The organism is Methylocystis sp., from assembly GCF_046349115.1.
Lineage (GTDB): Bacteria > Pseudomonadota > Alphaproteobacteria > Rhizobiales > Beijerinckiaceae > Methylocystis.
Window position 1 is genome coordinate 451,003 of record NZ_JAXMCX010000002.1, and the last position, 23,127, is coordinate 474,129.

General features: G+C 63.0%; 22 protein-coding genes and 1 other RNA gene. 14 read left to right on the forward strand and 9 right to left on the reverse strand.

Features of this window, described 5'->3' with window-relative positions:
* Positions 1-110: 110 nt before the first annotated feature.
* Positions 111-302 (forward strand): DUF1192 domain-containing protein, encoded by a 192-nt coding sequence (locus U1E20_RS07900; RefSeq protein WP_409980046.1) that lies wholly within the window; start codon positions 111-113, stop codon positions 300-302.
* Positions 303-423: 121 nt separating this feature from the next.
* Positions 424-2,202, forward strand: coding sequence for an aspartate--tRNA ligase (gene aspS / locus U1E20_RS07905; protein WP_409980047.1), 1,779 nt, complete (start codon positions 424-426; stop codon positions 2,200-2,202).
* A gap of 27 nt (positions 2,203-2,229) precedes the next feature.
* Here aspS and U1E20_RS07910 read toward each other — a convergent pair whose 3' ends face one another.
* Positions 2,230-3,678 carry a pyruvate kinase gene (locus U1E20_RS07910; protein WP_409980048.1) on the reverse strand — a complete coding sequence of 483 codons (1,449 nt, stop codon included), beginning with the start codon at positions 3,676-3,678 and terminating at the stop codon, positions 2,230-2,232.
* A gap of 204 nt (positions 3,679-3,882) precedes the next feature.
* Between U1E20_RS07910 and U1E20_RS07915 the strand changes: the two genes are divergently transcribed.
* The 7 genes from U1E20_RS07915 (at position 3,883) to U1E20_RS07945 (ending at position 7,279) form a co-directional block, all read left to right on the forward strand.
* The gene (locus tag U1E20_RS07915) at positions 3,883-4,521 is read left to right on the forward strand and encodes a 50S ribosomal protein L25/general stress protein Ctc (protein WP_409980049.1); all 639 of its coding nucleotides are present in this window, start codon (positions 3,883-3,885) and stop codon (positions 4,519-4,521) included.
* Between the two features lie 142 nt (positions 4,522-4,663).
* Positions 4,664-5,269, forward strand: coding sequence for an aminoacyl-tRNA hydrolase (gene pth / locus U1E20_RS07920; protein ID WP_409980370.1), 606 nt, complete (start codon positions 4,664-4,666; stop codon positions 5,267-5,269).
* 171 nt (positions 5,270-5,440) lie between these two features.
* The gene (locus U1E20_RS07925; RefSeq protein ID WP_409980050.1) at positions 5,441-5,674 is read left to right on the forward strand and encodes a hypothetical protein; all 234 of its coding nucleotides are present in this window, start codon (positions 5,441-5,443) and stop codon (positions 5,672-5,674) included.
* 75 nt (positions 5,675-5,749) lie between these two features.
* Positions 5,750-6,108, forward strand: a transfer-messenger RNA (tmRNA) gene (ssrA, locus tag U1E20_RS07930).
* 102 nt (positions 6,109-6,210) lie between these two features.
* Positions 6,211-6,843, forward strand: coding sequence for an SspB family protein (locus U1E20_RS07935; RefSeq protein WP_409980371.1), 633 nt, complete (start codon positions 6,211-6,213; stop codon positions 6,841-6,843).
* On the forward strand, positions 6,843-7,037 hold the full coding sequence (locus U1E20_RS07940; RefSeq protein ID WP_409980051.1) for a DUF4169 family protein: 195 nt from the start codon (positions 6,843-6,845) through the stop codon (positions 7,035-7,037). Before U1E20_RS07935 ends, U1E20_RS07940 begins: the two co-directional genes overlap by 1 nt.
* A complete protein-coding gene (locus U1E20_RS07945) occupies positions 7,034-7,279 on the forward strand; it encodes a ribbon-helix-helix domain-containing protein (protein WP_409980052.1) in 246 nt (81 codons plus the stop codon). Before U1E20_RS07940 ends, U1E20_RS07945 begins: the two co-directional genes overlap by 4 nt.
* An 84-nt stretch (positions 7,280-7,363) precedes the next feature.
* Here U1E20_RS07945 and U1E20_RS07950 read toward each other — a convergent pair whose 3' ends face one another.
* Entirely contained in the window at positions 7,364-7,774 is a 411-nt protein-coding gene (locus U1E20_RS07950) for a hypothetical protein (protein WP_409980053.1), read from the reverse strand.
* Between the two features lie 52 nt (positions 7,775-7,826).
* On the reverse strand, positions 7,827-9,401 hold the full coding sequence (locus U1E20_RS07955; protein ID WP_409980054.1) for an arylsulfatase: 1,575 nt from the start codon (positions 9,399-9,401) through the stop codon (positions 7,827-7,829).
* A 151-nt stretch (positions 9,402-9,552) separates the two neighbouring features.
* Here U1E20_RS07955 and U1E20_RS07960 point away from each other — a divergent pair, with 151 nt between their 5' ends.
* From U1E20_RS07960 to U1E20_RS07970, 3 genes are all read left to right on the forward strand, one after another.
* Positions 9,553-10,548 carry an HAD family hydrolase gene (locus U1E20_RS07960; RefSeq protein WP_409980055.1) on the forward strand — a complete coding sequence of 332 codons (996 nt, stop codon included), beginning with the start codon at positions 9,553-9,555 and terminating at the stop codon, positions 10,546-10,548.
* Between the two features lie 285 nt (positions 10,549-10,833).
* Positions 10,834-13,224, forward strand: coding sequence for an ATP-dependent helicase (locus U1E20_RS07965; RefSeq protein ID WP_409980056.1), 2,391 nt, complete (start codon positions 10,834-10,836; stop codon positions 13,222-13,224).
* A 423-nt stretch (positions 13,225-13,647) separates the two neighbouring features.
* Positions 13,648-15,279: a murein L,D-transpeptidase gene (locus tag U1E20_RS07970; RefSeq protein WP_409980057.1), complete on the forward strand. Its 1,632-nt coding sequence runs from the start codon at positions 13,648-13,650 to the stop codon at positions 15,277-15,279.
* On the opposite strand, the gene U1E20_RS07975 is transcribed toward U1E20_RS07970, so the two are convergent.
* Entirely contained in the window at positions 15,268-15,942 is a 675-nt protein-coding gene (locus tag U1E20_RS07975) for a class I SAM-dependent methyltransferase (RefSeq protein WP_409980058.1), read from the reverse strand. The two genes, U1E20_RS07970 and U1E20_RS07975, sit on opposite strands and share 12 nt — an antisense overlap.
* Positions 15,943-16,042: 100 nt before the next feature.
* Here U1E20_RS07975 and U1E20_RS07980 point away from each other — a divergent pair, with 100 nt between their 5' ends.
* The gene (locus U1E20_RS07980; protein ID WP_409980059.1) at positions 16,043-17,851 is read left to right on the forward strand and encodes an ABC-F family ATP-binding cassette domain-containing protein; all 1,809 of its coding nucleotides are present in this window, start codon (positions 16,043-16,045) and stop codon (positions 17,849-17,851) included.
* Between the two features lie 78 nt (positions 17,852-17,929).
* Positions 17,930-18,424 carry a VOC family protein gene (locus U1E20_RS07985; protein WP_409980060.1) on the forward strand — a complete coding sequence of 165 codons (495 nt, stop codon included), beginning with the start codon at positions 17,930-17,932 and terminating at the stop codon, positions 18,422-18,424.
* Here the strand turns inward: U1E20_RS07985 and U1E20_RS07990 are convergent.
* The 5 genes from U1E20_RS07990 to U1E20_RS08010 all read right to left on the reverse strand — a co-directional run bounded on the left by U1E20_RS07990 (position 18,357) and on the right by U1E20_RS08010 (position 23,113).
* A complete protein-coding gene (locus tag U1E20_RS07990; RefSeq protein ID WP_409980061.1) occupies positions 18,357-19,682 on the reverse strand; it encodes an MFS transporter in 1,326 nt (441 codons plus the stop codon). The genes U1E20_RS07985 and U1E20_RS07990 overlap by 68 nt on opposite strands.
* Before the next feature lie 3 nt (positions 19,683-19,685).
* Entirely contained in the window at positions 19,686-20,393 is a 708-nt protein-coding gene (locus tag U1E20_RS07995) for a class I SAM-dependent methyltransferase (protein ID WP_409980062.1), read from the reverse strand.
* Between the two features lie 22 nt (positions 20,394-20,415).
* A complete protein-coding gene (locus tag U1E20_RS08000; protein ID WP_409980063.1) occupies positions 20,416-21,267 on the reverse strand; it encodes an NADPH-dependent oxidoreductase in 852 nt (283 codons plus the stop codon).
* A gap of 108 nt (positions 21,268-21,375) precedes the next feature.
* A complete protein-coding gene (locus U1E20_RS08005; RefSeq protein ID WP_409980064.1) occupies positions 21,376-22,650 on the reverse strand; it encodes a glycerate kinase in 1,275 nt (424 codons plus the stop codon).
* Between the two features lie 16 nt (positions 22,651-22,666).
* Positions 22,667-23,113 carry an endonuclease domain-containing protein gene (locus U1E20_RS08010; RefSeq protein WP_409980065.1) on the reverse strand — a complete coding sequence of 149 codons (447 nt, stop codon included), beginning with the start codon at positions 23,111-23,113 and terminating at the stop codon, positions 22,667-22,669.
* Positions 23,114-23,127: the final 14 nt, after the last annotated feature.

The window sequence follows — 23,127 nt, forward strand, 5'->3', positions numbered from 1 at the left end:
TCAAGCGCGCGGGAAATTACGCTCAAATGACGCGCGCCGACAAGTTGGCGCATCGCGCCTTCGGCGCTATTTTCCCGACGATCGAGGAAATTCAGCGAAGGCGAGGCGCAATGAAAAGCAAAGAGGATGACGCGCCGCGCCGCCCAGCGCCCTTCGAGATCGGCCAGCCGCTCGATCTTCTCTCCATCGCCGAAATCGACGAGCGCATCGAGCGGCTGCGGCAGGAAATCGCGCGCCTGGAGGCCGCCCGCGCGGCGAAACAGGCGGCGAGCGCCGCCGCGGACGCTTTTTTCAAGAAGTAAGCAGCGGCCGGCGGCGCTCGGCTTGACAGCCGGTTGTGGCCCATGCCCTTTCTGCGCCGCGAAATCGCCCGATCCTTCCGGGATCGCGTCCCCTTACAACCCAAGCCCGACGAGCCGACCCTTGCATCGCTACCGTTCGCATAATTGTGGCGCGCCCAATGAGGCGCTTGTCGGCGAAAAAATCCGCCTCTCCGGCTGGTGCCATCGCATTCGCGACCATGGCGGCGTGCTGTTCATCGATCTGCGCGACCATTACGGGCTGACGCAATGCGTCGTCGATCCGGATTCGCCGGCCTTCGCCCAGGCCGAGAAGCTGCGCTCGGAATGGGTGGTGCGGCTCGACGGCGAGGTGCGCAAGCGCCCCGCCGGCACTGAAAATCCCGACATGCCGACCGGACAGGTCGAGATTTACGTCGGCGAGATCGAGGTTCTGGGTCCGGCCGCGGAATTGCCGGTGCCGGTGTTCGGCGACCAGCCCTATCCGGAGGACACGCGCCTCAAATATCGCTTCATCGATCTGCGGCGCGAGAAGCTGCACCAGAACATCATGCTGCGCGGCCGCATCATCGATTCGATCCGCGCCCGCATGAAGCAGGCGGGCTTCTTCGAATTCCAGACGCCGATCCTGACCGCCTCGTCGCCGGAAGGCGCGCGCGACTTTCTCGTGCCGTCGCGCCTGCATCCTGGCAAATTCTACGCGCTGCCGCAGGCGCCCCAGCAGTTCAAGCAGCTGATCATGGTCGCCGGCTTCGACCGCTATTTCCAGATCGCGCCCTGTTTTCGCGACGAGGACGCGCGCGCCGACCGCTCGCCGGGAGAATTCTACCAGCTCGACGTCGAAATGAGCTTCGTCACCCAGGACGACGTATTCGAGGCGATGGAGCCGGTGCTGCGCGGACTCTTCGAGGAATTCGCCAACGGCAAGACCGTCACGCAGAAATTTCCGCGCATTCCTTTTAGCGAAGCGATGCTGAAATATGGCACGGACAAGCCGGATTTGCGCAATCCGCTGATCATCGCCGACGTATCCGAGGAATTCGCCCGCGAGGATGTCAGCTTCAAGGCGTTCAAGGGCAAGACCGTGCGCGCCATTCCGGCGCCTGGCGCCGCCGCTCAGCCGCGCAGCTTTTTCGACAAGCTGAACGACTGGGCGCGCAGCGAGGGCGCGCCGGGCCTCGGCTATGTGATTTTCGAGGAAGAAAACGGCGCGCTCGCCGGCAAGGGTCCGATCGCCAAGTTCATTCCCGCCGAAGCCCAAGCGGCGATCGCCGCCAAGGCCGGCGTTGCGGCCGGCGACGCAGTGTTCTTCTCCGCCGGCGAAGAGACGGCGGCTGCGAAACTCGCCGGCGCGGCGCGCATCCGCATCGGCGACGAACTCGGCCTGTCGAAGATCGGCGTGTTCGAATTCTGCTGGATCGTCGACTTCCCGATGTATGAGTGGAACGAGGACGAGAAGAAGGTCGATTTTTCGCATAATCCCTTCTCGATGCCGCAGGGGGGGCTCGACGCGCTCGACACGATGGAGCCGCTCGACATCAAGGCGTGGCAATACGACATCGTCTGCAATGGCGTGGAATTGTCCTCGGGCGCGATCAGAAACCATCGCCCCGACATCATGCGCCGCGCTTTCGAGATCGCCGGCTATGGCGAAGAGGTGCTGATCGACAAATTCGGCGGCATGTATCGCGCCTTTCAATATGGCGCGCCGCCGCATGGCGGCATCGCGCCGGGCGTCGACCGCATCGTCATGCTGCTCGCGGAAGAGGAAAATTTGCGCGAAGTGACGCTCTTCCCGATGAATCAGCGCGCCGAGGATCTTTTAATGGGCGCGCCGTCGGAAGCGACGATGAAACATCTGCGCGAATTGCACATCAGGCTCAATCTGCCGGAGAAGGGGTGAAGCAATCCCTCCTGACGAATTTGGCGCCTATCTCCACGCCTGCAGCCTTGCGAGCCGAGCGAATTTCTTGGACTGGTGACGTTCCATCCGCGTGATGACGTCCCGCAAGAAGCGCACGCCCTGGGGCAGATAGTCGCCCTTGTTGAGCATGACGCAGTCGGCGCGTTGCGCCATCGCGGCGTCGGTGGTCTCGGGCCGGCTGGCCACGCCTTCATGCACGAGTTGATCCAGAACCTGCGTCGCCCAGATCACGGGAACATGCGCGGCTTCGCAGAGCCACAGGATTTCTTCCTGCATCTCGGACAGGCGCGCGAAGCCGACTTCGACCGCAAGGTCGCCGCGCGCGATCATCACCGCCGTCGGATGGCGCGCCGCCGACTGGACGATCAGGCGCGGCAGGTTGCGGATCGCGAGCGGCGTTTCAATCTTCAAGATAATTGCCTGCGCCGGCTTTTCGCCGCGCCGCGCGGCAAGTTCGGCCTGCAGGAGAATCACGTCTTCGACCCGCTGAACGAAGGAAAAGCCGACGATATCCGCGAAACGCGCGACGACATCGAGATCGGCGATATCCTTCTTGGTGAGCGGCGGAAGGTCGAGGTCGATCGAGGGAAGGTTCACGCCCTTGTCCGGCTTCAGCCGCATGCCCTTCGCCCGGGCCGCTATGATTTCGATCTCCACGCCCTCGTCATCCGCCGCGACGATGCGTCCTGTCGCCTTGCCGTCGTCAAAGGAAATCTCCGCGCCGGGACGCAGCTGCGATACGACCTGCGGAAAATTTAGCGAGAAGGCGATGGGGCCGCTGCGCCGGTCGAGGCGGGCTACGAGACGCGGGCGTTCTCCCGGATGCAGTCGGTAGTGCTCCGGCGCGCGCACGGCCTCTATGCGCAGCTTCGGTCCCGCAATATCCATCAGCACCCGGCAGGGCCGATCGAGACGCCGCGAGGCGGCGCGGACATTGTCGACCATCTGGCGCCAGCCCGCGGCGTCGTCATGGGCGCAATTGATGCGGGCGCAATCCATGCCGGCGTCGATAAGCGCCGCGACGAGGCTCGCGTCGGTCGCGGCTTCGCTCGGCAACGTCGCCATGATGCGCGTCAGGCGCACGCCTCCGCTGCCGCCAAAGATTTGATCGCAGGCGCGGATCAGCGCATCCTCGCCCGCGCGCATCGCTCCGCGCGCGGGATATGCCGCTTCTTCGCCGCACAGCCTGCACAGCGTCGCCAGCAGCGCGTCGAGCGCCGGCATGACATCCGCTTCGCTGCGGCCGAGCGAAGAGAGACCGTAAGCGGAGAGGCGCAGCTGCAGCGCGATCAGGTCATGGCTGCGAAGCGCGAGATAATGGGCGAGATTGCAGGCCCCCTCGCGGGTCGCGCCCCACTCCAGGAGGCGCGTCTCGCTTTCGCGCGCCACGGCGTCGCGGAGCGCGGCGACCTCGTCTCGGATTTGGCGCAGTTCGAGCGTCGCGTCGTCGGCCATCAGGCGCTCGTCTAATTCTGTCGCATCGCTTGCCATGAACGCCATCTGCCCGAGACACGACGACAGATTTATAACATCTACCCCCGCGCCGGCGCGGCAATCTTGCCACGCCCCGCGCCGGCCTCTATAAGCGCCCCCGGCGCCTGCGTTTCCGACACCCCTGGAGGCGAGCAGCGCCTTTTCTTTTGACTAAAGGACACCGACATGGCCGAGACCAAGAAGCTCGCGGCCGCGGTGCGCAGCGGGACAGGCAAGGGGGCCGCCCGCAGCGTTCGCCGTGAAGGCCGCATTCCAGCAGTGCTCTATGGGGGCGGCGAAGCGCCGCAGCCGCTCTCGCTCGACAAGAAGAGCGTCTCCCAGCTTATCTTCGCGGGGCATTTCCTCACGACGATTTTCGAACTCGACATCGACGGCAAGAAGGAGCGCGCCATCCCGCGCGACTATCAGCTCGACGTCGTCAAGGACACGCCGATCCATGTCGATTTTCTGCGCTTGAAACCGGGCTCGCGGCTGCGCGTCAACGTGCCGGTGCATTTCATCAACCAGGAAGCCTCGCCCGGCATCAAACGCGGCGGCGCGCTCAACATCGTCTTCCATACGGTGGAGATGTGGGTGCCGGCCGACAATATTCCGGAAGCGATCACCGCCGACATGACCGGGATGGACTTCAACGATTCGCTGCATATTTCGGCGATCCCGCTGCCGCAAGGCTGCAAGCCGACGAATCCCGACAAGGATTTCACGGTCGCCAGTCTGACGCCGCCGGCCGGCGGCGGCGCGGCGGAGGAGACTCCGGCGGCGGCGCCCACGGCAGCGCCCGCCAAGGAAGAAAAGAAGAAGTAGCGCCCTCCCTAGCCCTCCCCCGCCGCGCTTCGCTTGCGGGAGAGGGATCGCGGACGATCGGCATTCTCACGAGACTGGCGAAGCGCCGGATCTGCTCCCTCTCCCGCGAAGAGGGGGGAGGGTTGGGGTGGGGGTACATTCCATGCTGCTCCTTGTCGGACTCGGCAATCCCGGACGCGCCTACGCCAGGAACCGGCACAATATCGGCTTCATGGCGCTCGAAGCGATCGCCAGGCGGCACGGCTTCCCGCAGGCGCGGGCGCGCTTTCAGGGCCTTGTCAGCGAGGGGACGATCGGCGGCGAACGAATCATGCTGCTGGAGCCGCAAACCTATATGAACGAGAGCGGCCGCTCGGTTGGCGAAGCGGCGCGTTTTCACAAGATCGGCCTCAATGAGATCGTCGTCATCCACGACGAACTCGACCTCGCGCCGGCCAAATGCCGGATCAAGACCGGCGGCGGCGTCGCCGGACATAATGGGCTACGTTCGATCACCGCGCATATCGGCAATGACTATAAGCGCGTGCGGCTCGGCATCGGCCATCCCGGCGACAAGGGGCTGGTGCATTCCTATGTGCTGAGCGATTTCGCCAAGAGCGAGGAGCCCTGGGTCTCCGCGCTCTGCGAGGCGATCGCCGACAATGCCGCGCTCATCGTCAAGGGCGACGACGCCGGCCTGCAGAACAGGCTCCATCTCGCCATGGAGGCGAAGGGCTTTAGCGCCGTAAAGCGCGTCGGCGAGGCGTAAGGCGCGACGAGCGCAACGCCGCGTCGCCAAGCGCCTATCCTCGGATTGCGCCTCCTCCTCCGCCGCCTGATGAAGCCCGAATGAACGGCGATTTCAGCGCCGGTTCAGCGGGCGCGTCATAGAGTATCAAGCGCAAGTAGAGAGGGGCATTTTCGAAACGGAGACTGACCCATGAAACTCACGACGATACTGGCTCTCGGCGCTATTCTCGCCGCGCCGATCGCGATCCAATCGAGCGCCGCCTTCGCGGCCGCCGACGCAAATCAGCCCACCGCCGCCGAAACGACCAAGGCGCCGGCCGCGAAGCACAAGGCCGCAAAGCGCCATGTCAAGCATCAGACGAAACTGCTGGGAAAGCACTATGGCAGGGCGGTCCATCATCCGATGAAGCATAAGGCGGCGTAAGCGGAGCGGTTTTATCAATGGCCACGGCGGCGCGCCCCGCCGCCGCGGCCCTTCTCCACAGCGCGACACGGCGGCGCCCTTTCACAAAATCCCGCAAGCCCCTATATTCACTGCGCCGTCGCTTGCGGCGGCTATGGCGATAAACGAACACCGCAATAAACCATTCGGACCCGGGGGCGGTACCCGGCGCCTCCACCCAAGCCCGTCATTGCGGCGGGTTTCGGCGGGGGCGAAATAGGATCGACGAGGGCGTAAAGGGTGATTTTTCGCTCGGCATGATACCGCCGTTATCGGGTCAAACCTTATAGTTGCCAACGACAACTATGCTCCGGTGGCCGTCGCTGCGTAATGCAGCGCCCATACCGGGATCAAAGCCCTAGGAGTTTGCACTTCTAGGCGGGGTCCGGAGGCGCCTGGCAACAGAAGCCTCCACTTAATTTCTCTCGCGCCGCGCCGCGACGACGCAAAGCGCGGCAACTAAGATGGTCGAAAGCGACAGCCCGACGACCATGCAGCTAGTGGTTTGGCGCGACGCAATGGCCAAGGACATTATTCGTTACGATCTTCTCGTCCAGGACGCCATGCGCGGCGTGATGCGCAAAGTATTGAGCGACGTCGCGGAAAACGGCTATCTGCCGGGCGATCATCACTTTACCATCAGCTTTCGCACCGACGCGCCGGGCGTAACGATTTCGCGCCGTCTCGCCGAGCAATGGCCGCGTGAGCTGACGATCATCCTCCAGCATCAATATTCGAATCTCGAGGTCGACGAGGAAGGCTTCGGCGTCACTTTGTCGTTCCGCTCGATCCCCGAACATCTTTACGTGCCCTTCGCATCCGTCACCGGCTTTTTCGATCCGGCGGTCGAATTCGGCCTGCGCTTCGAGGAGGCCGAAGATGAGGATGAGGAGACGGAAGACGAGACGCCCGCGAGCGGACCGAGCCTTGTCGCCAAGACGCCCGAGCCGGTGAAGGAGCTCAAGCCGGCGAAGGCGGAGACTGGCAAGATCGAACCCGCCAAGATCGAAGCGGTCAAAGTCGAAGCGGGCAAACCGGAGCCCGCCAAAGCGGCGAGCGGCGAGAAGCAGCGAAAGCTGAGGCCCGTCGAAACGAAAGAAGAAGGCGACGAGAAGGTCGTCTCGATCGACGCCTTCCGCAAAAAGCCCTGATGGGCGACATCGTCAATCTGCGCCGCGCCCGCAAGCAGCGCGACCGCCGCGCCAAGGACGACGCGGCGCAAGCGAATCGCGCCGCGCATGGACGCAGCAAAGCTGAACGCGAACTAACCGCCGCACAGGCGCGGCTGGAGACAGCGAAGCTCGACGCGCAGAAGCGCGAAGGCGAAACGGACGACAGAGCGTGAGCGAGGCGCCGGCGTCGCCAGACCCCAGCTCACGCGTCGTCAAACATTCGGTGGTCATCGCCGGCCATCGTACCAGCGTGTCGCTCGAAGACGCCTTCTGGCGCGCGCTGAAGGACATCGCCGCGCTGGAAGGCCTATCGCTCGCGGCGCTCATCGCGCGGGTGGACGCCGGACGCGGCGAAGCGAATCTCTCCTCGGCGCTAAGGGTATATGTGCTCGAGCGGGCGCTCGGACGCTTTTGAATTCCCTCGAAACCACAGGCCAAAGTCGCAAGGGACGCGCCAAATTCGCCGAATAACGTCGCTCCCATGCTCTGGTTGCGCCGGCTAGTCTTTGGCTTCAACCGGCTCTGCAAAAAGCAAGGCGCGGTGTGATACGCCAAGCTCTCTCGGCAGGCCGAACGCATAATTGAGGCCGATGATGAGGTCGCCGAAGCCCAGAAGGGCGGCGATCAAGCCAACATCGCCGAACACGCCAGCCGGGATCAGCACGATCGCCGCGACAAAGCGAAGCAACGACTCCCAATAGACCAATGCGCCGCGCTGAATCAGATTCCGCGAGGCGAAAATCAACACAACGCCGGTGTAAGCGAGGAACCCCGCAATGAGCCATCCCCACTCCGGCGAACAGATATTCAGTCCAATCGCCCGATAAAGCGGTGGGAACGTCAAAAACGACGCCAAGACGGCGTTGTAGACGCCAGACCAAAAAACAAAGGCCGACATTTTGAAGCGCATTTTGCGCACGCCTCGCCGTTACAAGCGCCCAATTCATTCGCCGCCGCCCGTATCAATCGCGATGCAGCGGTCGTTTCAGCTTTTCCAAAACCTGATCGATCGAGAAGGACGCGGCCTTCTGTCGAGGCGGGAAGTCTTTGAACGTCGCCAGATATTGTCCGACATAGGTCTGTGCCGGGATCAGCATGAACGCATGATCCAGCAGCCAGTCGTAATAAGTGTTTGAGGTGATGTTCGCGCGCTCATAGGGGTCCATGCGGAGGTTGAAAATCAGCGGCACGCGAAGATTGGTCAGCGGCTCGGCCCAAACCCGCAAAGTGCCTGGCGCTCTTTGCTCCGAGAAGACGAACTTCCAATTGTCAAATCGCAGTCCGGTCAGATCGCCGTCATCGGATATGTAAAAGAACTCCTTGCGCGAGCTCTTATCTTCCTTGCCTGTCAGATACGGCAGCAGATTGTATCCATCGAGATGGACTTTGTAGTTGGATTTTCCGATCTTGTACCCTTTCAGCAACTTTTCCTTTATGTCCGGCGCGCCTGCGGCTGCGAGAAGCGTCGGCATCCAGTCGAGATGCGAAACGATTTCATTGGACACCGAACCTGGCTTGATCTTTCCAGGCCAGCGAACCATCGCCGGCACGCGATAGGCGCCTTCCCAGTTGGAGTTCTTCTCGTTGCGGAATGGCGTCATCGCCGCATCCGGCCAGGAATTCATGTGCGGGCCATTGTCGGTCGAATAAAAGACGATCGTCTCATCCTCGATCCCGAGATCTTTGATTTTTTGAAGAATCGTCCCAACGTTTTTGTCGTGATCGATCATCACATCCGCATAGGGACCATTCCAGCGTCCCGATTGGCCAACGCTTTCCGGCTTTGGGTGCGTGCGAAAATGCATGTGAGTGAAGTTCACCCACAGAAACACAGGCTTATCGCCTTTCACCTGCCTTTCGAGGAAATCGACGACTCGCGCGGCGACGTCGTCGTCGATTGTTTCCATACGCTTTCGGGTTAGCGGCCCGGTGTCCTCGATTTTCTGTCCGCCATTCGCGGTCGCGAAACTATGAATGACCCCACGCGGGCCATAATTCTTGCGAAAATTGGGAAATTCGGGATCGTTGGGCTTGGGATAGTCCGGCAGCTCGGGTTCTTCCTCGGCATTTAAATGATAGAGGTTTCCGTAGAATTCATCGAATCCATGCGCGGTAGGCAGAAACTCATCCTTGTCGCCGAGATGGTTCTTGCCGAACTGGCCCGTCACATAGCCTTGCGCCTTGAGAAGCTCGGCGATCGTTGGGTCTTCCTTGCGCAATCCAAGGTCCGCGCCCGGCAGGCCGACTTTGGTGAGGCCGGTGCGCAATCCGCTCTGCCCGGTGATGAAAGAGGCGCGCCCGGCGGTGCAGCTTTGTTCGCCATAATAATCGGTAAAGATCATGCCTTGCTGGGCGATCGAGTCGATGTTGGGCGTCCGATAGCCCATGAGACCGTTCGTATAGGCGCTGATATTCGACTGTCCGATATCGTCGCCCCAAATCACCACGATATGTGGCTTTTTCGTCGTTTCGGCTTGCGCGGCGGCGAGCGGGCTCGCCAGCGCGCCCGCGAGCGTTAAGACCGCAGTCAGTCGCATGACGCCTTCCCTCCCGTCGGACTAATTCCCTATATATGACCGCAGATAGCTCCCCCTTTGGCTTCGACAAGCCTTAAACCGAACCTGCGAGCGCCATTCCTTGAACGCCAATCGCTGCGCCGACTGCAGGCTTGCCGATCAAGCAACGGGAGTGAGATCGGTGCGGTTGTTCGTCCATGTCGCGTTCGCATTGGCGATTCTTTTGTTACGTCCGGCGCTGGCGCTCGACGCTCTTCCCTCCTGGAACGACGGCGCCGCCAAACAGGCGATCATCGCCTTCGTCTCTCGTGTGACGGCCGAAGGAGGCGCCGAATTTGTAAAGCCCGAGGATCGCATCGCGGTTTTCGACAATGACGGAACGTTGTGGACCGAATGGCCGGCCTATTCCCAGCTCTTCTTCGCGCTGGATCGGGTAAAGGCGCTTGCGCCCAAACATCCCAAATGGCGCAAGAAACAGCCCTTCAAGGCGGCGCTGGAAAATGATTTCAAAACGCTTGCCGCCGGGGGCGAAAAAACCGCGTTGCGACTCGTCACCGCGACGCATGCGGGCAATACGCCGCAGGAATTCCAGGCGACCGTCGCGCAATGGCTTGCGACCGCGATCCACCCCTTTTTCAAGCGGAGATATGACGAACTCGTTTATCAGCCGATGCTCGAATTGCTGTCCTATCTGCGCGCCAATGGGTTCAAGACCTATATCGTTTCGGGGGGCGGCTCGGAGTTCATCAGAACATTCGCCGAGCGCGTCTATGGCGTGCCGCCCGACATGGTGATCGGTTCGACCATCGTTACGAAATTCGTCGTCAAGGACGGCGAACCGATGCTCTTACGAGAACCACGAGTCAATTTCATCGACGACAAGGCTGGAAAGCCGGTCGGGATCAATGAATATCTCGGCCGACGTCCGATTGCCGCCTTCGGCAATTCCGACGGCGATTTCGAAATGCTGCAATGGACCACCGCCGGCAAAGGCGCGCGCTTCGGCCTCATTGTCCACCACGACGACGCCCAAAGGGAGGCGGCCTATGACCGCAAATCCGCCGTCGGGCGCTTGAATCGCGGTCTCGACGAGGCGCAGGCGCGCGGCTGGATCGTCGTCAGCATGAAGAACGACTGGAAGAGCGTTTTTCCGAAGCCCGGTCCTTGAGGAGAACCAAGCACCCGCAGCCTGGTCTTGGCCGCCGGATTGTGATGCGCTCGCGCCGAAAGAGGGTGAAGGCTCGGGAAACACACCCAAGCCCCTCGCCTCTCCCCGTAAACGAGGAGAGGGGTCATAGAGACCGCGCCAATCCGCCGAAGACAAAAGCGCGCGACGCCGCCGCGTCTTCTCCCCGCTTGCGGGGAGAAGTGAGATGAGGGGCCAGGGGATTGGCGCGCGATAAGCATCCAAAACAGTGATTCCCCTTCCGTTCTCCTATATGATCGCAGAATCATGAACGGCAGCCCGAGGCCCGCGCACCCTCCCGAGATTGACGATTACGCGCCCCAATCCGGCGGGCTCGCCGCGCGCGCGGCGGCGAGCGCTGGACGGCCGCGCTATCTCGATGCGCTCAATCCCGAGCAGCGCGCCGCCGTCGAAACGCTCGACGGGCCGGTGCTGGTGCTCGCCGGCGCCGGCACCGGCAAGACCCGGGCGCTGACGACGCGCATCGCGCACATCCTCGCCCTCGGCAAAGCTCGCGCCTATGAAATCCTCGCCGTCACCTTCACCAACAAGGCGGCGCGCGAGATGCGCGAACGAGTCGAGGCGCTGGTCGGCGAAGGCGCGCAGGCGATGCAATGGCTCGGCACCTTTCACGCGATCAGCGCCAAGATTTTGCGCCGCCACGCCGAACTCGTCGGGTTGAAGCCGAACTTCACCATTCTCGATGTCGACGATCAGATCCGCCTCTTGAAGCAAGTGCTGCAGGCCGAAAACATCGACGACAAGCGCTGGCCGGCGCGGGCGCTCGCGATGCGCATCGACGGTTGGAAGAACCGCGGCCTGACGCCAGCGCAGGTGCCCGCCGGCGAATCCGAGAGCTTCGCCAACGGCAAGGGCGCGGCGCTTTACGCGCTCTATCAGGAACGGCTCAAGGTCCTGAACGCCGTCGACTTCGGCGATCTCCTGATGGAGAGCCTGCGGCTCTTTCGCGACAATCCGGACGTGCTCACGGACTATCAGCGCCGCTTCAAATATATTCTCGTCGACGAATATCAGGACACCAATGTCGCGCAATATTTGTGGCTGCGGCTGATCTCGCAGGCGCGCGCGCCGGATAAGCAAAATCTCTGCTGCGTCGGCGACGACGATCAGAGCGTCTATGGCTGGCGCGGCGCCGAGGTCGAGAACATTCTGCGCTTCGATCAGGATTTTCCCGGCGCGAAAGTGATCCGCCTCGAACGCAACTACCGCTCGACCGGACATATTCTCGCCGCCGCCTCGCATCTCATTTCGCATAATGACGGAAGGCTCGGCAAAACGCTGTTCACCGACGGCGGCGACGGCGACAGGCCGACGCTTACCGGCGTTTGGGACAGTCAGGAAGAGGCGCGAGTCATCGGCGAAGACATCGAGCAATTGCATCGCCAGGGCGATTCGCTCGAAGACATCGCAATTCTGGTGCGCGCTTCGTTTCAGATGCGCGAATTCGAGGAGCGCTTCGTCGAGATCGGCCTGCCCTATCGCGTCATTGGCGGCCCGCGCTTTTACGAACGGCTCGAAATCCGCGACGCGCTCGCTTATCTGCGCTGCGTCGCCCAGCCCGCCGACGATCTCGCGTTCGAGCGCATCATCAATACGCCGAAACGGGGCTTAGGCGACGCGACTCTTCAAATGCTGCATGAATATGGGCGGCGCGAGCGCGTTCCGCTGATGCAGGCGGCGCGCGTGCTTGTCGAAAGCGAGGAGCTGAGGCCAAAGCCTCGTGGCGCGCTGCGCGGCCTGATCGCGGATTTCGACCGCTGGCGCGGGCTGATCGATGCAAAGCCGCAGCATGAGCTTGCCGAGCAAGTGCTGGATGAATCCGGCTACACCGAAATGTGGCGCGCCGACAAGACGCCGGAGGCCGCCGGGCGGCTCGATAACTTAAAAGAGCTGGTTCGGGCGATGGAGGCTTTCCCGGATCTCGCCGCTTTTCTCGAACATGTCTCGCTCGTCATGGAGACCGACAGCGCCGCCGATCAGGAGCGCGTGTCGATCATGACTCTGCATGGCGCCAAGGGCCTCGAATTCGAAACCGTCTATCTCCCCGGCTGGGAGGAAGGCCTGTTTCCGAGCCAGCGCACCCTCGACGAACAGGGACGCGCCGGATTAGAAGAAGAGCGTCGCCTCGCCTATGTCGGGCTCACGCGCGCCAAGCGCCGCGCCAAAATCTATTTCGCCAGCAACCGACGCATTCACGGTCTGTGGCAGCCGACCGTGCCGTCGCGTTTCATCGACAATCTGCCGTCCGATAATGTCGAAGTGGTCGAGGCGCCGAACGGCTCGCAATATGGCTCCTATGGCGTCTCGCGCTTCGCCAATCTCGATGTTTACGGCTCCGATTATTCGACGCCGGGCTGGAAGCGCGCCAAGGCGGGCGCAGATTCGGCGCGAGGCGAGTCTTCTCGCAGCGACTCGATGCGCGAGTCGCGCGGCGGCCGCGCAAAAAAGCCGATAACGATCGAGGGCGAAGTGATCGCGCGCCCGTCAGGCGGCTCGCGCTTTTCGGTTGGCGCGCGCGTGTTTCACTTGAAGTTCGGGCCCGGCTCGGTGGCGGCGATCGACGGCAATAAGCTCACGGTCGATTTCGACAAGGCCGGCAGGAAGATGGTGCTGGAGAGTTTTGTGCAGGCGGGGTAAGCACAGGGCTCCGAACTCGGGTTAATTTCCGCTCACTTTCAGCCCTCATGGCCGGGCTTGTCCCGGCCACCCACGCCGGGACATCGCGAAATGTTTCGTGCTGAGACGGCATGTCCGGCCCATTTTCTCACAAGTGCAGCGCGTCGTCGCGTGGATGGCCGCAACAAGCGCGGCCATGACGCGGCGAGATGACGCCTCGCTAAGCTGGATTCGCCGCCTGGCGCGACTGTAGCGTAGCCGCCACAGTCCGACTTTTTCGGCGTCTGAGCGGCGCCGGCGGGCGTCGGCGGATTCACAAGGCTCGCGCCGCGCATTACCTTTACGTCGAAGCAATGGCCGAGCGCCCGCGCTTGCGCCATCGCACAGATTTTCTCCCTAAAGACGCTCAGACCTCGCGCGACGAGGTTCATGCGAGGACGAGCCATGACTGCTGGCGCGAAAGCCGGGCGAATTTACTATGTTGCGACCGTGATCGCCTGGGCGCTCGCCGCTCCGGCGCGCGCGGATCAACATCCGCCGCGCCGCGCCGAACTCTTCGACCCGCCGCCGCTCGTCGCGCTTTACGGCGTTGAGCGCGTTCCGACGCGCGCGCCGCTAGACGTTCCGGATTTCGCTGTCGCTGACGCCGCGCCTGCGGCAGCGCTGCTCGACGCCGATCCGCGCGCCGCGCCGGCGCAGCCCGCTGACCCGCTCGGCCTCGCCTGGAGCCTCCAGCCCGAAGAGAACCGCGGCCTCGCCTCGGCGCTCGACGCCTGGGCCGGCCACGCCGCCGTGGCGCCGGAGCGCCGCCGCCTGCGGGCGGCGCTCGCTGCGGCTTACGCGGCCGAGAATTTCGCGCCCTTCTGGATCGAGAATGGCGAATGGCGCGCCTCGGCGAAAGCGGCGCTGGCGCGGCTCGCCCATGCCGCCGACGACGGGCTCGATCTTCGCGTCTATGCCACGCCTGACGCCGAAAAGGCCGCGCCGACGGAGGCGGACGAACTTGCTCTTTCGGAAGCCGTGGCCGCCTATGCGCTGCAGGCGCGCGGCGCCCGGATCGACCCCGAGCGCATCTCGAAACTCATCGGCGCGAAGACCGCCCTGCCCGATCCGGCGCGCGCCATCGCCGACATCGCCGGCGCCGGCGAAACCGCTGGCGAGGCGCTGCAGGCCTATAACCCTGCGCATTACGGCTATCAGCAGCTGCGCGAAAAGCTGATCGAGCTGAAGGCGCAGCGCGCCGCCGCGCCTTCTTCCGACGAACGCTACGCCGCCGCTGAGAGCGCCTCGCAGAGCGACGCTCTGCCGCCTGCGGGCAAACCCAAGCGGCGCCGCGCTGCCGCGCTCGCCAAGCCTTCAACCTCCCGCATTGAAGCGGAAATCATCGCCAATATGGAGCGCTGGCGCTGGCTGCCGCGCGATCTCGGCGACGAGCGGGTCGAAGTGAACATCCCCGATTTCGAACTCGCCGTGGTGCGCGACGGCGCGGTGACACATCGCACGCGAATCATTGTCGGCAAGGAGACGACGCCGACGCCGATTTTCTCCAACGCGCTGCAATACATTATCGTCAATCCCTATTGGAACGTGCCGCCGTCGATCCTGAACAAGGAACTGCTGCCGAAGGCCAATGGCGACCCGGCCGCGATCGCAGCGAGCGGCTTCGACGTCCGCTATCGCGGCGGCAAGCTCGTGGTGCGCCAGCCGCCGGGCGAGCGTAATGCGCTGGGCCGCATCAAATTCATGTTCCCCAACGACTTCTCGGTCTATCTGCACGATACGCCGTCGCGCAATCTGTTCTCTGCGTCGCATCGCGCCTTCAGCCATGGCTGCATGCGCGTCGATGCGCCCTTTGCACTCGCCGAAGCCGTGCTCGGCCCCGGCAGCGGCTGGTCGGAAAGCCGCGTGCGCCGGCTGATCGGCGGCTCGGAGCGCTACATCAATCTTTCAAAACCGCTGCCGATCCACATCGAATATTTCACGGCCTATGTCGATGAAGGTGGGCGACTTGTGCTGCGCCCCGATCTTTACGGCTATTCGGCGCGGGTGCGGAGCGCGCTGGGACTAGGCGCCTGATTCGCGCGCCTTCCCTGAAAACAGGACCGCGCAACCAACCGTCTCGACGTTTACCGCATCGAAGCGCTTTTCGAGTTCGCGCTTCAGTGCGTCGAAATCGTCCTGCGTGTTCGAGAATATGCCCTTGGAATTGTAGAACGCCATCAGCCGTTGCGCTGCAAAGCTGCGCGCGACGCCGCCGAGCAGCAGCGTCGAGCCAAAGACGATCGCCCCAGAGTTCAACAAGGGCGACAGAAAGTCGAAAGCGCGCGCCTTGGTCGCCATATCGCCCGGCAGGCAGTGAAGCAGATAATTGACGCCGAGCGAGTCGAATTTGGCGCCGTCGACGTCAATCTGCTCCAGCACATTGCGCACATAAATCTCAGGCCGGTAGCGCGCGATGCGTCGCGCCGCAAATTGCAGCGCGTCGCGATTTAAATCCATCAGCGCGATGCGCGGCGTCGGCATCGGAAATCGGCAGCGGTCGAGAAAATAGCCGGTGCCGACGCCGACATCGAGATGATTGCCGCTGACATGCCGGTCGTAATGCGCCAGCACCTGCGGCGTCGGACATTTCCATATCCAGCGATTGGACAGGCCGAGCACCAGCACGTCGTAGATCGCGAGCATTTTGGGCGTGTAAATCGCCTGTCCGGCATGAATTTGCTCGGCGGTGACGGGCATTGCGTTTGCTCCCAGGGACGATTGCCAACGCAGGGGGTGACAGCGGCCCGGCTGCGTGGAAAAAGCCTATCTCATGTCCCTAAGACGCTGCTAATCCTCCATGCCGCCGCCGCCCCTTCTCGCCCTGCAAGACGTCACCCTGACGCTCGGCGGCAAGCCGCTGCTCGATGGCGCCGACCTTACCGTCGCGCCGGGCGCGCGGCTCTGCGTCGTCGGCCGCAATGGCTCCGGCAAATCGACGCTTCTCAAGATCGCCGCTGGCGAAATTGAGCCGGACGGCGGGACGCGCTTTCTGCAGCCCGGCGCATCATTGCGCTATCTGCCGCAGGAGCCGGATTTTTCGGACTTCGCCACGACGCTCGCCTATGTCGAAGCCGGTCTCGGACCGTTGGACGATCCCCACGTCGCCCGGACGCTGCTCAACGATCTCGGTCTGACCGGCGACGAGAACCCCGCGCGCCTCTCGGGCGGCGAAGAGCGCCGCGCGGCGCTCGCCCGCGTTCTCGCGCCCGAACCCGACATTTTGCTGCTCGACGAGCCGACGAACCACCTCGACCTGCCGACGATCCTGTGGCTCGAAGAAAGGCTCGCGGGGTTGCGCTCGGCGCTGGTGCTCATCAGCCACGACCGCCGCTTTCTTCAGGATTTGACCCGCGAAACGCTGTGGATCGATCGCGGCCGCACCCGACATCTGGCGCGCGGCTTCAGGGAGTTCGAAGCCTGGCGCGACCGCGAATTGGAGGAAGAAGAAAAGCAGCAGCACAAATTGGAGCGCAAGATCGTCGCCGAAGAACATTGGCTGCGTCACGGCGTCTCGGGCCGACGCAAGCGCAATATGAAGCGGCTTGCCGGCTTGCATCATCTGCGCGCCGAGCGGCGCAATCGCGTCATGCCGACCGGAGACGTGAAGCTTGAAGCGAGCGAGGCGCAGCTTTCCGGCAAGCTCGTCATCGAGGCGATCAAGATCGGCAAATCATTTGGCGAACGCGCCATTGTCACGAATTTCACGACGCGCATTCTGCGCGGCGACCGCCTCGGGATCGTCGGCGCCAATGGCGCCGGCAAGACGACGCTGGTCAATCTTCTGACCGGCGGCCTCGCGCCTGACGGCGGCAAAGTGCGATTGGGCGCCAATCTCGACATGGCGACCCTCGAACAGAACCGCGCGAGTCTCGATCCCGAAACGACATTGCAGGACGCACTGACCGGCGGCGGCTCCGACACGATCGAGATCAACGGCGAACGGCGTCACGTCATCGGCTATATGAAGGATTTCCTGTTCAAGCCCGAACAGGCGCGCACGCCGATCGGGAGGCTTTCCGGCGGCGAACGCGGACGCCTGATGCTCGCGCGGGCTTTGGCGAAGCCGTCGAACCTTCTCGTGCTCGACGAGCCGACCAACGACCTCGATCTCGAAACGCTCGATCTCTTGGAGGAAATGCTCGCCGATTATCCCGGCACGCTCATCGTCGTCAGCCATGACCGCGACTTTCTCGATCGCGTCGCAACAAGCGTATTGATGAGCGAAGGCGGCGGCCGCTGGATCGAATATGCTGGCGGCTACAGCGACATGGTCGCACAACGCGGCGAAGGCGTCGAGGCGCGGTGCGCGGCGCCGATTCAGCGGGAGGCGAAGGAAAAGCCGGCGCCGCGCGAGAAGACGGCGTCGAAAGCGAAGCTCTCCTTCAAGGAGCAGCACGCGCTCGCCACTCTGCCCGGCAGGATCGAGGAGCTGAACGCGAGACGCGCCAAGCTACAGGCGTTGCTCGACGATCCCGAGCTTTACGCGAAAGATGCCCCCAAATTCGCCAAGGCGAGCGAAATGTTCGCGACGGTGGAATCGGAACTCGCCGCGGCCGAGGAGGAATGGCTGGAACTCGAAATCAAGCGCGAGGCGATCGAAGGATAGATCGAGCGCCCCTCTTGCCTTAAGCCTGGGCGCGTTACCTTAATGCGGAGGGGGCGATGCAGAATGGGGGGAAGAAGCATGCCCGACAAATCGGTTCCAGCGCCTTACAGCAAAGTGACGCCCTATCTCTGCATCGCCGGCGCGGCGAAGGCGCTCGACTTTTATCGAAGCGCTTTCGGCGCCAAGGAGCGCGTGCGCGTCGAACTCCCCAATGGTCTCATCGTCCATGCCGAAATCATGATCGGCGATTCGATTGTCATGCTTTCCGATATTTATGAAGAGAGCGGGCTCTCGTCGCCGAGAGCGCTCGGCGGGTCGTCAATCAGTCTGAACGTCTATGTGCCGGAAGTCGATTCGATCTTCATCAAGGCGATCGAAGCCGGCGCGACCAAAATCTGCGGGCCGCAAAATATGTTCTATGGCGATCGCAGCGGAACGGTCCGCGATCCTTTCGGCCATGTCTGGGTCTTCTCGACGCGCAAGGAAGAGATTACCGTCGACGAGCTCAGGCGCCGCGCGCTGGATATTTACTATTCGCTGAACGCCGCGCCCGCAAAAGCAGGAGCGCCGTGACGAGCGGTCCCAGGGCGAGCGCGAGCAGCGCATCCGAAAATTCGCCGGTTGCGCCTTTGATGAGGCCAACGAGGTAGGGACCGGCGAAGCCTGAAATATTGCCGATCGAGTTGATCACCGCGACGCCGATGACGCCGTCCCCCGAACCGAGCGCCAGAGTCGCAAAGCTCCAAAACGTCGGCAGCGCGGCGATCGCGCCGACGGCGGCGACGGACAGCGCGATCATCGACAGCAAGGGCGTCGGCGCATAGGCGGCGCAGGCGAGCCCAACAGCGCCAATGACGCCGGCAAGCGCCGTATGGCCGACGGTCTCGCGCCGGCGATCTGAGCTGCGGCTCCACGCCCACATCGCGAGCGCGGCGCAGATGTAAGGAAGTGACGCCAGCAGACTCGTGGCGATAACGCCAAAGCCGAACGATTTGATGATCTGTGGGAGCCAGAAGCTCAAGCCGTAAAGCGCAATGACGATTCCGAAATAGGCGACTCCAAGCAGAAGAACGCGCATGTCCTTGAGCGCGCGCCAGTGATCGCCGTGGTCTTGTCCGGCGTCCTTATCGAGAGCGGCGCGCAGAGACGTTTTCTCACTGGAGGTTAGCCAATTCGCCGACTGCGGTCCGTCAGGCAGATAGAAAAAGCAGACGACGCCGAGAAGGATCGACGGCAGCGCCTCCATCAAAAACAGCCAGCGCCAGCCGCTGATCCCGCCGACGCCGTCCATTGCCGCCAGAATAAGCCCGGAGATCGGCGATCCGATCGCGCTCGACACCGGCACGGCGATGAGGAAGCCGGCGAGCACGCGCGCGCGTTGCGCGGCGGGAATCCAATAGGTGAGATAGAGAATGACGCCCGGCGCAAAACCGGCTTCCATCACGCCGAGCAGCAGACGCAGAATAACAAAGCTCGCCTCGTTCCAGATGAAGGCGGTGAGCGCCGACACCAGGCCCCAGCTCACCATGATTCGCGCGATCCAGATGCGCGCGCCGACGCGGTGCATGATGTAATTGCTCGGCGCCTCGAACAGGCAATAGCCGATAAAGAAGACGCCGGCGCCCCAGCCGAAGAATTCCGGCGTGAAACCAAGTTCGCCATTCATCGTCAGCGCCGCGAAGCCGATGTTTACGCGGTCGAGATAGGCGACGATAAAGGCCGTGACGAGAAAGGGAACCAGTCGCCGCGCCGCCTTGGCGACGACGCGGTCGGCGTCGATTGATTGCGGCGCGCGCGGCTTTGGCGGGGCGGCGACCGCCGCTTCCGACATCGGCTAGGCCCGTTCGAATTGCATCAGATGATGCCAGCGATGCGGCGCATCGGCGGCGAGGCGCGTAAGACCCGCGTCGCGCGCCTGCCGCTCAAGAAGCGACAATGGCTCCGGATAGTCGCTGGTCGAGACGTGCTCGTAAACCGCGTCCTTTTCAGCGCGCGACAGCGCCGCCCAATCCTTCTCGATCCAGTCGAAATAATGTTTCAGATAGTCTTCGCGGGATTCATCTTCTTCGCGCATGGTGTCGACCAGCAGCAGCACGCCGCCGGGCGCAAGCGCGCGCGCGGCGCGACGGAAGAACTCAGCCTTGTCCGCGGTGGCGAGGTGATGCAGAACGAAACTGCTGTGGATGACGTCATAGGTCTCGCCATCGGCGAGCGCCGACAGCATGTCGCCATGCCCGAGTTGCACAGCGCATGGCAGGAACTTGAGATTCTCGGCGGCGAGCGTCAGCGCGGTGTCGGAAAGATCGACGCCCCTATAGCTCGACGGCGGGATGCGACGCAGAATCGGCGCGAAGACTTGCGCATCGCCACAACCAAGATCGAGCAGGGAATAGTCGCCGCCCCGGAAGCGCGCGCGCAAAGCGCGCTCGACATCTTCGCTGAGCGCGGCATGGAACATCAAATCCTTGACGACGACTTTCTTATAAGTGTCCCAGAGATCGAAAATCTCGCCCGAATAGGCGTTCGTCGGATGAGCGTCCATCAGCCTGCCCCTTTGTCGCCGCTTACTTAAGGGCGAAGCCCAACGCATTCAAAGCCTCGCGCATACGGTCGCGCCCGCTGAGCGCCTCTGCCCCGCGCACTCGCGACAACGCCTGGCGAATCCAGCCCTGGTCCGGCAGGCCTTGTTCCTTCTGGAAGTCCTTGAACTTCACATCGAGCGTCTCGATCGCCTCGCGCTGCGCGTCGCCCCATTCATATTGCTCGCGATGCAGCACGGCGCCTTGCCCGAGGCGCGGTTTGACCGCGGCGTTGGCCGCGGGATCGGGAACGCCGACGGCCATGCCGAAGACGGCGAAGACATTCGGCGGCAGATTCAATTCCTTGGCGACCTCTTCAGGCTTGTTGCGCATCGCGCCGATATAGCAGCAGCCAAGACCGATCGATTCGAGCGCGGTGACGGCGTTCTGCGCGGCGAGCGCGGCGTCGACAACGCCGGTGAGAAAGATTTCGAGATAAGGCAGCGCCGCGGCGTCGCGCCCCTTCTCGCGCCCGAGATGTTCCAGCCGCGCGAGATCACAGAGCCAGACAAGGAACAGCGGGCAGTCGCGAATATGTTTCTGTCCGCCGGCGAGATCGGCAAGGCGGGTTTTGCGCGCCTGATCCTCGACGGCGACGACGCTCCAGACTTGCAAATTCGAGGAGGTCGACGCCGATTGCGCGGCGGCAACGATCGTCTCCAGCGCGCCTTCGGGCAGCGGCTGATGCAGGAAATTGCGATGCGAACGATGCGCGAGAATGAGATCAAGCGTGTCGTTCCACTGCGTCGGCTTCGGCGAATCGTCGCGACGATAGCGCTCAAACATCGCCGCCGCGCCACGCGGATCGAAGGGTTGCGGGCTTAAAGGCTTGTTCATGGGCTTCCAATGTGGAAAGGCTTGCGCTGCAAGCCAAGCTTGTCACGGCGCTCTTGCACCAGTTTAACAAGCCGCGCGCGACGGTCCAAGGGCTTAGCCTGGGACGATCTACACCCGCTTCGGCACGAGAATAGCGCGAAAATCATTGACATTGGTGCGTGTCGGCTTGGTCACGATGAGATCGCCGAGCTTCTCGAAAGCGGTGTAGGCGTCATTATTGGCGAAGAGCGCCTTCAGATCGACGCCCGCCTGCATCGCGCGCGCGAATGAATCCGCCGTCATGATCGCCCCGGCGTTGTCCTCGCTGCCGTCGATGCCGTCGGTGTCGCAGGCGATCGCCGCGATGCCGCCGAAGCCTTCGAGCGCCAGCGTCAGACCGAGCAAGAACTCGGCGTCGCGTCCGCCGCGTCCCTTGCCGCGTACGGTGACCGTCGTCTCGCCGCCTGAGATGATCGCGACCGGCGGCTCGAAGGGCTGACCATGGAGCGCGATCTGCTTGGCGATGCCGGCGTGCACCAGCGCCACGTCGCGCGACTCGCCCTCTAGATCGCCGAGAATGCAGGGCGTGAACCCCGCCGCCCTGGCGACCGCCGCGGCGGCGTCGAGCGAACCTTGCGGCGTGGCAATGAGAATGTTCTGCACCTTGTCGAAGATGGCGTCGCCAGGCTTTGGCGTTTCGCAGTCCGGCTTTTGCAGATGCGCGAGCACCGCGGCCGGCGCGTCGATCTTATATTTGGCGATGACCGCGAGCGCGTCTTGGCGCGTCGTCGGATCGGGAACGGTGGGGCCGGAGGCGATCACCGATAGATCGTCATTCGGCACGTCCGAAATCATCAGCGCCACGACTCGCGCCGGCGCGGCGGCGCGGGCGAGTCGCCCGCCCTTGATCGCCGAGAGATGTTTGCGCACGCAATTCATCTCGGAAATATTCGCGCCGCTCTTTAACAGCGCCTTGTTGACCGCCTGCTTTTCTTCAAGCGTGACGCCCTCGGCCGGAAGCGCCATCAGCGCCGAACCGCCGCCGGAAATCAGCGCCAGGACGAGGTCGTCTTCGGAGAGCCCCTGCACTCTCTGCAAAATGCGCTTGGCCGCCTCGCGGCCAGCGGCGTCCGGCACCGGATGCGAGGCTTCGATGACTTCGATGTGCTTCGTCGGCGCGCCGTGTTCATAACGGGTGACGACGAGCCCGTCGAGTGGACCCTGCCAATGCGCCTCGACCGCCGCCGCCATTGAGGCTGCCGCCTTGCCGGCGCCGACGACGATGGTGCGGCCTTTGGGCGGCGCGATCCTCGCAAGATGCGGCGGCAGGCACACGGCCGGCGACGCGGCGCCGACGGCGGCGTCAAACATGGCGCGAAGAAGCTGGCGGTGATCTTGGGGCATGGGCTTCGAAGTCCGATCACAAATCGCTGTTTCTCCCTTCTCCCGCTTGCGGGAGAAGGTGGCCCCGCGAAGCGGGGTCGGATGAGGGCGCTTCAGTTTGCCGCGCGCCAGTCCTAATGGCTTCACGAATGCGATCAAGCGGAATATTCCCGCCGCCGATCACAAGGTCGTTTTGAAAACGCAGCATCCGATATCCCTGCGCACGCAACCATTCATCGCGCGCAGCGTCATGAAGCCTTTGTTCATCCTTGTCGTGTGGCGGTCCATCGAGTTCGACAATGAGTCGATGTTCGACACATAGAAAATCGACGACATAGCGACCGATTGGAACTTGTCGGCGGAACTTGAGTCCGTCGAGTCCCGAACGACGCAACGATCGCCACAGTATTTCTTCGGCTATGGTCATATTGCGCCGAAGTTTACGCGCAAAGTCGGTTTGAGATTTCGAGACCCGCGCAGGCATCGGTCAATCCAATG